The sequence below is a fragment of the Streptomyces botrytidirepellens genome, assembly GCF_003721215.1.
GTDB lineage: Bacteria > Actinomycetota > Actinomycetes > Streptomycetales > Streptomycetaceae > Streptomyces > Streptomyces himastatinicus.
In genome coordinates, this window is record NZ_RIBZ01000869.1 from 1 (window position 1) to 12,031 (window position 12,031).

A 12,031-nucleotide genomic window follows, 5' to 3' on the forward strand; every position below is an offset into this window, starting at 1 on the left:
CACCCTCCCCGGCCAGATCCTCACGCCCCAGCCGCCGCAACTCCTTGACCCGCTCCACCCCCACACCCAACCGCCGCCCACACCCCGCCACCGTCTCCCCAGCCTCACCCATCGCCAGCACCACCCGCGCCGCCGCCACCCGCGCCTCATCGATCCGCACCTGACCACGCTCACGCACCCGACGCACCTCCTCCTCCACCCCGGCGGCCACCGACCTCTCGTCCTCCACCGCCAGCTCGAAGTCAGCCACCAGCTCATCGAACGCCGCCTCCTGACGCAGCCGCTGAGCCTCCGCCTCCTCCGCCGCCCGCCGCTGCTCAGCCACCCGCAACGCGGCACGCTCCAACGCCGCCTTCCGCCGCGCCAGCATCTCGCTGTTCTTCCCCTTGCCCTTGGTCCGGCTTCCCGCCACCACAGCCACCTCCCGGCCGTCCAGGCCCACCCGTCGCGGGCCACCTCGCGCCAGTCTCAGCCGCCCGCACCCCCGCCAACCGGCGCGAGCCGTCCGCATCCCAGGCCGTAGCACACCCGTCGCTGCGCCCGGTCCCGCTCACGGGACGACGCGCGAACCGGGCGGGGGAGGAGCCCCGGCGCGGGGACTGGCCGGGGTGAGGGGTCGGTGCCAGGTGATCGGGGTGTCGGTGGGTGTCGGTGGTGTGTGGATGCCATGGGGTGCTGGGTCTGTGGTGAGGGCCGGTGTGGGTGTGGGTGTGTGGCCGCCGGTCGGTGGCAGGTCGGTCGCTGTACACCTCTGGCACTTTTGACGCGCTACCGGTCTCGAGGGCGGATTTCCCTCCTGGCGGGACGCGTTCGAAGGTTGTTTTTCGGGCCCTGGGAGGTTCGGGGTCCGAAGCCGGTCGGTGTCCGCACCGACCTGTTACGCGGTGATCTTCTGGCGTCGTGGGGATGACAGCGAAGGCGTTCACCGCGGGGCGGGAGCGCTACTACCGGCGCAACATCGCCCTGGGCGACGGTGCCCAGGGCGGTGCGCTGACGGTGTCCTCCAGCGTGCCGGGAGTGCCGCCCGGCGTATGGCACGGGCAGGCCGCCCGCGCTCTGGGCCTGTCGGGCATCGTGAGCGATACGCAGATGCGGGCCCTGTTCGGGCTGGGCATGCACCCCGACGCCGAGGCGATCACGGCCCGCGAACTGAGCGAAGGGGCCTCGTTCAAACGGGCCATGAAGGCCGCCAAGCTCGGGCCGGCCGTACCGCGGCTGGCCGAGCTCTCCCCGCTCGCCAAGGAGATCGAGCAGGTTCTCGAACACGTCCAAGAGCAGCTGTGCCGCCCGCTGACGAAGGCCGAGACGAAGAGCGTGCGGATGAAGACCGCAGCGCACGCCTTCGAGGCCGAATACCACCGGGCCCCGACCGACGGCGCCGAGCTCGGCCGGTTCCTGGCCGCACGGACCGGACCGCAGCGCCGCGCCGTGACCGGCTACGACCTCACCTTCTCCTCCGAGGAACTGTCGCTGCTGTTCGCACTCGGCGGCCCCGAGGTGCGGCGGACCGTCCTCGAGGTCCTGGCCCAGGCCCGCTCGGAGACCCTGGAATGGCTGGAGCACCACGCGCTCGCGGTCCGCACCGGCCCGGGCGGCGTGGCCCAGCAGCGGGCCGAGCCGGGCCTGCTGGCCACCGTCTACCTCCACTACGAATCCCGCGCCGGCGACCCCATGGTGCACGAGCACGCGGTCATATCCCCGCGCGTGAAGGGACCGGACGGCCGCTGGCGCAACCTGGACTCCCGGCTCCTGCTGCGCGACGTCGTGGTCGCCAGCGAGCTGTTCAACCAGCGCTCCCTGGAACTCGTCTGCTCCCGCCTGGACCTTGCCACCGAAGAGGTCGAGGTCACCCCAGGCCAGCGTCCGGTGATGCAGATCGTCGGCATCGACCGGCGTCTGCGCGCCGCGTTCGCCCAGCGATCCCACGCCGTGCGCACGATGGCGGACGACCTGTTCGACAGCTACCGGCACCGCCACGGCCGCCAGCCACCGCAGCCGGCCCGCACCCGGCTGCGGTGGCAGGCAACCGTGCGGACCCGCCCGCCCAAGCGCCAGGCCCGCTCCCTGGACGAACTGCTCGCCGACTGGCGGCGCCGGGCGATCGCGGTCACCGACCGCACGACCGTCGACCAGCTGCTCGCCACCGCCCAAGCCGCCGCCCGAGCTCGGCCCGCTCCCGCCGGGCTCGACCTCGCCGCGGCGGCCGAGAAGGTTCTGGCGGCGGTCACCGAGCGCCGTACGACATTCCGCCGCCGTCACGTCCTGGCCGAAGCGCGCCGCTACCTGATGCGGACCCTGGCCGGGGCCACCGCCGAACCCCAAGCGGCCGAGGCAATCACCGACCGCGTGCTCGCCCACGGCGACTGCCTGGACATCACCCCGCCCGAGATCAACCCCCCGCACCCCGAGCTGCAGCGCGCGGACGGCACATCGCTCTACCGGCCCATCGGCTCGCAGACCTACACCACGCACTCCCTGCTGGCGGCCGAGGACCGGCTCCTGGCCGGGTGCCGCCGAAGCGTGATCCCGCCGGTGGGGCGGGGCACCTTCGCCCGCGTCGCGGCCCTGGACCGCGGCCCGATGGACGCCGGACAGCGGACGCTGGCCTCGTCTTTCGTGCTGTCGGAGAAGCTGCTGCTGGCAGGCCTTGGCCCTGCGGGCTCCGGCAAGACGACGGCGATGCGGCTGGTGGCCCGGGCCGTGGACGCGGCCGGCGGACGGCTGATCCCGCTCGCGCCGTCCTCCCGCGCGGCGAAAGTCCTCGGCGGCGACCTCCAGCGCAGTGCCCACACCCTGCACTCCTGGCTGCACCAGCGCGGCCGGGCCGCCGCAGGAAAACAGGTCGGCAAGAACTTCCAGCTGCGCCGCGGCGACATCGTCCTCATCGACGAGGCGGGCATGGCCGGCACCCTCCTGCTCGATGAGATCCTCGCCGACGCCGCGGCCGCCGGCGCGGTGGTGCGCCTGCTCGGCGACCCCCACCAGCTCGCCGCCGTCGAGGCCGGGGGAGCCCTGCGGCTCATCTCCCGGGCGGGCGGCGCCGTCGAACTCGACCAGCTGCACCGCTTCCGCGTGCCCGGGGAGGCGGATGCCTCCCTCGTCCTGCGCGACGGCGAGGACCACCGCAACGCATTCACCTGGTACCGGGACAAGGGCCGGATCGTCGCCGGAAACCACGAGGCGATGTGCGACATGGTCTTCGCCGCCTGGGCCAAGGACCTGAACAAGGGGCTCACCTCGCTGATGACGGCCGCCGACACCGCGACCGTGACCGACCTCAACCGGCGCGCCCAGGTCTGGCACATCGAGACCGGCACCGTGGAGACCAGCCAGGCCGCCGCCCTGCGCGCCGGGCAACACGCACACCTCGGCGACGTCATCGTCACCCGTCTCAACCGCCGCCGCATGACCGTGCGCGGCGGGCGGGACTTCGTGAAGAACGGCGACACCTGGACCGTTCAGAAGATCCTGCCCGGCGGGGACGTGGTGGTCCGCCACACCCAGCACCGCGGCCGCATCCGCCTGCCCGCCCACTACGCGGCCACCCAATGCGAGCTCGGCTACGCCTCCACCATCCACCGCTCCCAGGGCATGTCGGTCGACACCTCGCACGCGCTGGCCTCCGCACGCTCCAACCGCGAAGGCGTCTACGTCCAGCTGACCCGCGGGGCGCGCACCAACCGCCTCTACGTCGGACTCGAGGACGGCGACCACCTGGACGACGTCCTCGCCCAGATTGCCGCGAGGCGGCGCGCCCAGCTGTCGGCGACCGAGTCGATCGCCGCGCTGCAGCAGGAAATCAGCGCCCCGGGCCAGTTGTCCGCCGAGTTCGCCGACGTCGCCGAGCGCGCCACCACCGCCCGGCTGACCGGCCTGCTCGAGCACACCCTCGGCCCCGGCCGGGCCGCGATGTTCATGGCCGCCGACGCCTACCCGGCCCTGATCCGCGCGCTCCACGATGCCGAGCGGGCCGGGTTCGACCTGCCCCGCCTGCTGTCCCACACCGTGCCCAGGCGCGGCTTCGCCGACGCGGACGACCCCTCGGCGGTGCTGACCTGGCGGCTTCGCGGACGCCTGCAGGACGCCGCCGACCTCCAGCAGGATGATCGGCCCCGCCCCCTGGACGCACTCACCCTCGCCCAACTGCACACCCTGACCCGGCTCGCCGCCTCCCACCGCGCCACCGCCCGCGAGGCACTCAAGGCCGCCGACGCCGCCTTCACCCACCTGCCCGCGGACGTCACCACCCGCGCCGGCCGCACCCATCCCGCCTGGGACCAGCGGCCGATGGGCGACCTGACCCGCCGCGAACTCGCCGCCCAACTGGCCACCGTGCGCACCCAGATCCGCGACGCCCAGGCCAGCAGAACCCAGCTGTCAGCAGCTGCCCGGCACCTCATCGCCGACCTCACCGGCGAGGCCCAGCTGCGCCGCGCCCTGAACTGGCGCGACCGCGCACGCGAGGACTTCCAGCGCGAACGAGCCACCAGCAGCGCGGCCCCCGGCGCCACCTCACCGGCCGCGATCCGCCGCACCCTTCACACCCGGCGCGCCGCCACCCACCAGCGCCAGCACTCGGCGCGCGCCGCGCTGGCCCGCGCCGACGCCGTCTCCGACAAGATCTACGCCGAGCTGCGCCTGCGCGACCGCCTGCCCGACCACGCCCCGCACCGGCCCAACTACCGCGGTCAGATACCCGACTGGGTCGCCGACTCCCACGCCCTGGTCCACCCCGACACCCCCGAACACTGGGTCACCCACCTCGCCGAACGCCACCGCATCCTGGCCCGCTCACTGGCCGACCGCGGCCACACCCTGGCCGCCGACCCGCCCGCATGGGCCCGCCCGCTCGGCCCGCCACCGCCCGCCAGCACCCCCAGACGCCGCCACGCGTGGGCCACCACAGCCGCTCTGGTGGAACTGTGGCGCACCCGCCACGCCATCACCACCGCCCCCGGACTGGGACCGCGCCCCACCGACCCAGGCGACGCGGCGGCCTGGGACGACCTTAACGCCCGGGTACGCGCCCTGACCGGACGCCGCCGCCCGGTACAGCTCCCACCGCCCGACGCCCCCGCCTCGGTCGTGATCGAGACGGCCCTCAGCCACCTCGACGCGCCGCCGCCCACCGGCCCCCTGCCCGACCACCCGGCCCTACGCGACCCCCTCGGCGTCGCCCCCCTCACCCACGGAGCGCTCGACGCGCGCCTCGCACGACGCGCCCTGGCCGCCGCCCTCGCCGGCGAACCCCTGCCCGAAGACTGGATGGGGGAAATCACCGCCCCCGGCGAAGACGACGAGGACGAGCAGCACGCCTACACCAAAGTCCTGACCGCCATCAGCGACTACCGTCGCCGCCACCACCGCGCGGGCCCCGACATCCTGGGCCCGCGCCCCCAGGGCCTGGACGGCGAGGAATGGGACCACCTCACCGACGCCATCGACCTGTACACCCACGCCCGCGTCGCACGCCGCCTGGAACAGATGCGGACACGCACCGCCACCGAACGCGCAGCCCTGCTGCCACCCACCTCACCGTTGCGCCAGCAGCCCCAGCCCGAGACGAACCGGCCCGGCTACCGGCCGCCGACCCCCTGAGCACCAGACCACACCCCGCACACGAAGACCAGCCGACGTCGCGGGAAGCCTGTCAAGGCTGGAGAGAGGTAAGCATGGCACCCACCACACCCGGACACCCCCGCATCCAACTGGCCCACCGCACCGCGCCGCTGTCATGGCTGCGCGAGCACGCAACCGAGGCCGCCCCGCTGTTCGCCCGCGCCAGAGCCGAGGTCGGACACGCCCGGTGCCTGTGCCGCCACCCCGCCCTGAGACTGGTCATCCGCTGCACCCGCGCGGGCCGCTACCACCTCGCGGGCTGGCCCGGCGAGGGCGACCAACACGACACCGGCTGCCCCTTCCACAAGCTCGCACCCGGCCTGTCCGGCCGCGACAGCTACAGCACCCAAGCCATCCGGGAGACCGACGACGGCGTGTTCATTCGCCTCGGAACCCCGCTCGCCCGCAGCCTGACCAGCCCCGAAACCCACCATCCCGCGCTTGACGAACCCCAGGACGAAGGACGGACCCGGCGCTCCGTCGGCCTCCTCGGCCTGCTGCACTGGCTGTGGGAAGAGGCCCGGCTCAACGCGTGGCACCCGCAGTTCCAACGCCGGACCTGGCGGGAATGCCACGCCCTGCTGCGCCAGCAACTGCGCGAGGCGACCGTCAACGGCCAAGGCCTGGGCGAAGTCCTCTACGTCGTACCGCCCTTCAGCCATGCGGCGGCCGCCACCAACAACGCCGCGCTGGAAGCCTTCCGACAACGCCTCGGACACCACGGCGACACCGAACGGCGCGCCCTGGTACTCGGCCAGATCAGAAAAGCGGATCCCACCCCCTACGGCGTCGCCTACCGCCTCGCCCACCAGCGCACCCCGCTCTACGCCCGCGCCGCCCTCCACACACGAGCCACCCGCTCCTACCCCCGCGCCTTCGCCAAGACCGCCACCGATCACAGGGCCACGCGCGTGGCCCTGTTCGTCGTCGAACGCAGCCCCAAGGGATACCTCACCGCCGTCGACCTGGCCGCGATGCTCACCTCCAGCAACTACATCCCCGCCGACTCCTCATACGAGGTGGTCATGGCCAATGCCCTCACCTCCTGCCGCCGCGCTTTCATCAAGCCCCTGCGCTATGACACCGCGGACGCCGTCCTGCCCGACTTCGTCCTCACCGACACCGACCCCGCCTACGTCGAGGTCTACGGAATCCACGGCCGTGAAACGTACGAACGACGCAAGGCCGCGAAACGGGCGTTCTACCAACGCCAGGAGGCCCAGCTCATCGAATGGGACGTCGCCCACCCCATTCCCGTACTCACGCGCCCAGACCCAAGTCGGCCCAAGCGGGGCACATGACCAGACCACCGCGGAGATCCCCCTCCGCCAAGCGGCTGCATCACACCAGTTGACCGGTTTGCCGTATCCGGACCCGCGTGCCCAGGCCCCCCTGGGACCCGCACACGCGGACGGATCGTCCACCAATGGCGCATCGAGGCGGACCAGCAACTGGCGCGCGGACTCCTCCAGCGTGAGCGGAGGAATCCTCGCCCTCCCACTGGGACATCGCCGTCCGCACGATATGCGCGGTGGCCTGGGCGAGCGTGGGATCCCGCTCACAGAGCCTGCTCATCACAGTGAGCGCGCCCTGCCGGGCCGGCCTCGGTCAGTTGCAGCACCGCGGCGTGTCGCATGCCGTCCTGCTCCGTGGACCTCACGCGCGCGCCTTTGCCGCCGTGCACGCGAAGGTCGCCATCATCAACCCCAACACCTACGCTGCTGATTGTTCCGGCTAACACGTGGAGACGGAGGGGAAACTGAAGCGTCAGCGCGGCCACAAGGCACGCCTGTGCCTGACCCCTTCTCAGCTCACGGCGGCCGACGAGCAGGGGCACGCGGCCCGCACCATGTGGAACTGCCTGCACACCTGGTGGACCATGCTCCCCAAGGACAAGCGCACCCTGGAGGCGGCCGACGCCGCGATACGGCAGTCCCGCAAAGACCTCGACTTCCTTGGCGCTCTGCCCGCGCAGGCCGCTCAGCAGGTCCTCAAGACGTACTTCCGCGCCTGGGTGAACTGCTGGGAAGGTCGGGCCGGCGAACCGAACTTCAAGGCCCGGTTCCGATCCCGCATGGCCATCGACATCCCCCAGGGGCGCGACCTGCAGATCGTGCGCCTGGGCCGCCGGTGGGGCCGCATGTGGGCACCAAAGATCGGGCACGTGCTGTTCCGCTGGACCAAAGACCTGCCCGTGGGCAAGCGCGCTGACAAGTCGAACAAGGTCACCGGCGCCCGGCTGGTGAAGGAGGCCGACGGCTGGCACGTCGTCTTCCGCATCCAGATCGAGGTACCCGACCCCGAGCCCCACACTGGCCCCACGGTCGGCATCGACCGGGGCATCACCAAGCCCCTCGCCCTCTCCGACGGCACGTTCCGCGAACACGGGGACTGGCTGACGCCAGGCGAGACCGAGCGTCTGCGCCGCCTGGAGAAGGCGTCCGCCCGCAAACGCCATGCCCGCAAGAAGGGGGAGAAGATTTCCAGGCGTCTCGCCCGCACATATGACCAGATCGCTCAGCTCCGCGCAAAAGCCAAGCGCCGGGCCGTCGACTGGCAGCACAAGACCACCACCGGTATCGCCGAGACGTTCTCCCGGGCCGGAGTGGAAGACCTGACCATCACCAACATGGTCAAGTCCGCCAAGGGCACCGTGGAAGCCCCTGGTACCCGCGTCCGCCCGAAGGCAGGACTCAACCGCAGCATCGCCGGGGAAGCATGGGGCCGCACGGTCACCCTCCTCGAATACAAGATGGCCGACCGAGGCGGCATCGTGGCGAAGGTGCCCGCACCGAACACATCGCGCCGCTGCTCGGCCTGCGGCTTCATCACCCTCGGCAGCCGGGAGACCCAAGCACGCTTCGTGTGCAAGAACCCCGACTGCGGTTTCGAGTGCAACGCGGACACCAACGCATCCAGGAACATCGATCACGCCGCCGGACTGGCGGTGTCAGGGCGTGGAGCCGTAGCCGATGGGCAGGCCGAGAAGCGTCAACCACCCACTCAGCCGCACGCGGCCTGAAAAGGGATCCGCCCCGTTCACGGGGCGGAGGAAGCCAAGAACGACGCAAGGCCGCAAAGCGGGAGTCCTACCAACGCCAGGAGGCCTAGCTCATCGAGTGGACGTCACCCAGCCCATGCCCGTACTCACGCGCCCAGACCCAAGTCGGCCCAAGCGGGGCACATGGCGCGCTCCGGCACCCGGCGTGAGGCATCGGCCAGCTCAGCGAGGTCGATCCCCGAGGCGGCGTCCCCGAGGATCGACCGTACGCGGTCACCTGAGACGGCAGAGGATGTCCGTATCTGGGACGCGACTGCTTCGACCTGCGGCCAGAGCTGCTGGAGGGTGTGATCGACCTGCTGCATCACCGCCTCCCAGGAGGCGCCAGGAACACCTGGCGGGACCGGGCCGTGGTACATCGTGAAGCCCATGGCGGCGAGTTCTACCTCGGCATGTTCGCGGTTGTGGCGGCCGGGCATCCCGCCTGTCGCGCCGGGCAGCCCTGCCCGGTCGAGATACAGGCGCACTGCGACAGCCCCGGCTGCGTTTATGTGGGCGATTCCCGCATGCCAGGGAATGCGGCCCTGCGCGTATGTAGTAGTTCCGGAGTACCCGACGCCGTTTTGAGGATCGACTGCCGGAACTTGATAGATGCGCGCCTCGGTGATGTCGAAACTCCACACGGCTCCCACCACGGCATGCGCTGCCTGCCCGATAGGGAAAGGCAACCAGGGCAAGCGTCGTGTCACCCCGAGCTTCCGCGCCGGACCCTCGCGCGAGCCGGTTTCGCCTCCTGCATCCCGCTGGGCGGGAGATCTTCGATGATGCTCGTGTGCCAGGTCCCGTGTGACGGGAAGGGCCCGGCGCAGTGTCCGCAGGGCAGCCCTGGCGGGGGCAAGCTGCCGCCAGCCGCCGTCCATGGGCCGCGCGGCGCCCCACCGCCGAGCAGAAGGTCCCCTCGATGAGCGAACAGCACACCCCCCTCCCTAACGAGTTCCACACCTGGCTGGCCGAGCGGGGCCAGGACGCGTACGCCCTGGTGTGGGTAGCCGAGGGAAGCGAGCCGACCGGCTGGGCCGAGACCGAGGCCCCCCGGGTGGGGGAGACCGGGATCGCCCGCCCGGGCGCCGACCTCACGCGTATTGCGCCGCAGGAGGTCACCCACGGCCAGCAGGAGACCCTGCGCCGCTGGCTCCAGCTGGACGACGGAGTGCGGCACTTGGCCATCCTCACCGCCGGGCTCGGCGGATTGCGTGAGCACACCCCCGGCGAACTGGCCGCCCAACTGATGCACGACCCGGCCGGCGGCGAAGCGCGGCTCACCGACCAGCTGGCCGGCTGGCTCTACCGGCGAGGCGCCCAGGCGCAGCAGGACCGCAAACCCCGGTGGACCGCCGCGGCCGCCGCCTGGACCTGCCACATGCGCGCCCTGGCCAGCTACCCGCCGCCCTCCGTACTCCGCGCGAGCCTGGAGCGGGCCGGCGAACAGGACCAGACCACCGCGGACTTGGTGGTCAGCAAGGGAGAGAAGACCGCCGACCTGCTCGACCGGCTGGAGCGCGTCTACCGCACCCGCACCGAGCTGATCGAGGACTGGAACACCGTGGAGTCCCTGTCCGCCGACGTCCCCGCGCTCACCGAGCTGGCCGACTGGCTGCTCGACCAGATCGCCCTGCGCGATGCGTCCGCCCAACAGCTGCGGGCCGTCCTCGAACCGGACATCACCGACTACCTGCGCGACCGGCGAACCGACGACTCCCCGCTGAACGCCACCGTTCCCGCCCTCGACGCGCAGCGCGCCGCACACCTGGACCAGGCCCGCGAGACCGTCCGCGCCTACACCGCCGACGCGCACTCGGGGCGCGAGGAGGAAGCGCAGCAACTCCTCGACTCTTTCCCCATCCCGGCCCGAGCCCTGGCCACCAGCGGCCCGGCCGTCGCCTGGCGGCAACACTCGGCCACCGCGCAGGATGCCGTCAACGACCTGGCCGCGCAGCTCGCCGCGACCACGGGCGATCCCGCCGACTACTTCGCCGGCCCAGACCTGCTGCACGCCCAGATTCGCTACCTGGCCGCGCGGGAGAGCCAACTGCACCTCATACACGACGCGCTCGGCCGCCTGGCCTTCCCCACCCCGGCCCCTCGCAACCTGCCCGAGGAGCTCACCCCGGTCGCGGCCGCGCAAACCCAACGCCGCGTCATCGAGGCCTTCGGCACCTTGGAACGCGCGACCCAGACGCTGGACGGCCAGATCCACTACCAGCTCCAGCACCCGGTGCCCACCCACCGGCACGCCACCACCAGCGCCGAGACCGGCCTTCTGACCCGAGCCCGCAACGCACTGGAGCGCATCGCGCCGCCCGCTGTGACCTTCAATGAGGAGGAGGTCCGCGCCCGCGTGCGGGCCATGAGCCGCCCCGTCACCCTGGACAGGACCGGCCCGGTGGCGCCCCCCGCCCACGATGACGCCCACGCCCAGGCCCACGCTCAGGCCCTGGCCGCCGGTTCCGCCACTCCTGGAGTGAACCGGTGACCTGGGTGGTGAGCGCCGTCATCTCCCTGCTGCTGCGCGCGGCCGGCCCGCTCATCCGGCGCGGTCTGCCTCACCTCGCCCTGGCGGCCATGGCCACGCTGGTGTGCGACGCCCTGCTGGCCGCCGGGCACACACTCGGCTACGCCGCCGTGCTGGTGGCGGGCCGTGCGGTGCCGGTGGCTGCTGTTCTGCTCGGGATTCTGGGGGCGGCGCTGATCCTGGCCGCGGGCGTGGGTCTGATGGCGGTGGTCCTGCTCCTGCCACTGATCATCACTGCCGACTGCCTTAAGCCCGCGGCCGGGCGCCGAAGGTGACGAGCACTCCAGGCGAATCCCGTAGGTCCCCTGTAGGTGCACAGCGGCGGTGGTTGGCCGGATCCGGGCAGGGTAGCCAGCGCGACCCGGTAGCGTACTGTCGACCGGAACCGTCGCGGGGTGGAGGCTCGAAGTGCCGAACGCAAAAGGGGGCCGCGAGCCCAAGATGACCAACGGCGCCGAGCTGACCGCGCGCTTCATCGCCAACCACCTCGGCGGCGCGGGCCTCAGCCCGCGGGGCCAGGTGCAGGGCAAGACCAGCCTCTCGCCCGACGTGGCCCAATTGCTGGCTCAGCGCGCTGACAACCGGATCCACATCGCCGACGCCGACCCGACGCCGATCACCGAGTCGCTGACTCACCCCCTGCCGGACTACACCCCGATCATCCTCGACTGCCCGCCGTCCTCTCCACGCCCCGCAGACGGACTGGCATCGCTCGTATGGGAGGAACAGCTGCGCATCCTGGGACTGCCGGAAGGTGAAGACCGCGCCCGGTAGAACAGGGCGCTGAAGGTGCCACGCGTGACTCAAACAGGCGCCTGCCACCCTGGTAACCGCCACTC

At 72.0% G+C, this 12,031-nt stretch carries 7 protein-coding genes and 1 pseudogene; 6 read left to right on the top strand and 2 right to left on the bottom strand.

Annotated elements, in window-relative coordinates:
- A pseudogene (locus EEJ42_RS47000) lies at window positions 1-412 on the bottom strand (hypothetical protein); the annotation flags it as partial.
- Window positions 413-906: 494 nt separating this feature from the next.
- Between EEJ42_RS47000 and mobF the strand changes: the two are divergent.
- The 3 genes from mobF to EEJ42_RS47015 all read left to right on the top strand — a co-directional run bounded on the left by mobF (window position 907) and on the right by EEJ42_RS47015 (window position 8,641).
- On the top strand, window positions 907-5,598 hold the full coding sequence (mobF, locus tag EEJ42_RS54065; RefSeq protein WP_123108274.1) for a MobF family relaxase: 4,692 nt from the start codon (window positions 907-909) through the stop codon (window positions 5,596-5,598).
- 74 nt (window positions 5,599-5,672) lie between these two features.
- Window positions 5,673-6,920 carry a DUF1173 family protein gene (locus tag EEJ42_RS47010; protein ID WP_123108275.1) on the top strand — a complete coding sequence of 416 codons (1,248 nt, stop codon included), beginning with the start codon at window positions 5,673-5,675 and terminating at the stop codon, window positions 6,918-6,920.
- 440 nt (window positions 6,921-7,360) lie between these two features.
- The gene (locus EEJ42_RS47015) at window positions 7,361-8,641 is read left to right on the top strand and encodes an RNA-guided endonuclease InsQ/TnpB family protein (RefSeq protein WP_246097915.1); all 1,281 of its coding nucleotides are present in this window, start codon (window positions 7,361-7,363) and stop codon (window positions 8,639-8,641) included.
- A gap of 125 nt (window positions 8,642-8,766) precedes the next feature.
- Here the strand turns inward: EEJ42_RS47015 and EEJ42_RS51560 are convergent, their stop codons facing one another.
- Window positions 8,767-9,303 (bottom strand): hypothetical protein, encoded by a 537-nt coding sequence (locus EEJ42_RS51560; RefSeq protein WP_184503609.1) that lies wholly within the window; start codon window positions 9,301-9,303, stop codon window positions 8,767-8,769.
- 278 nt (window positions 9,304-9,581) lie between these two features.
- On the opposite strand from EEJ42_RS51560, the gene EEJ42_RS47025 reads away from it, so the two are divergent.
- The 3 genes from EEJ42_RS47025 (at window position 9,582) to EEJ42_RS47035 (ending at window position 11,966) form a co-directional block, all read left to right on the top strand.
- Window positions 9,582-11,153, top strand: a complete 1,572-nt coding sequence (locus EEJ42_RS47025; RefSeq protein ID WP_123108276.1) for a hypothetical protein — start codon at window positions 9,582-9,584, stop codon at window positions 11,151-11,153.
- Window positions 11,150-11,467, top strand: coding sequence for a hypothetical protein (locus EEJ42_RS47030; protein ID WP_246097916.1), 318 nt, complete (start codon window positions 11,150-11,152; stop codon window positions 11,465-11,467). Before EEJ42_RS47025 ends, EEJ42_RS47030 begins: the two co-directional genes overlap by 4 nt.
- A gap of 133 nt (window positions 11,468-11,600) precedes the next feature.
- On the top strand, window positions 11,601-11,966 hold the full coding sequence (locus tag EEJ42_RS47035; RefSeq protein ID WP_246097918.1) for a P-loop NTPase family protein: 366 nt from the start codon (window positions 11,601-11,603) through the stop codon (window positions 11,964-11,966).
- The last annotated feature ends 65 nt before the right edge of the window (window positions 11,967-12,031 follow it).

Bases quoted from the DNA above. Each gene is read 5' to 3' on its own strand.
- EEJ42_RS47010 (WP_123108275.1), top strand. From the start codon at position 5,673: ATGGCACCCACCACACCCGGACACCCCCGCATCCAACTGGCCCACCGC.
- EEJ42_RS47025 (WP_123108276.1), top strand. From the start codon at position 9,582: ATGAGCGAACAGCACACCCCCCTCCCTAACGAGTTCCACACCTGGCTG.
- mobF (WP_123108274.1), top strand. From the start codon at position 907: ATGACAGCGAAGGCGTTCACCGCGGGGCGGGAGCGCTACTACCGGCGC.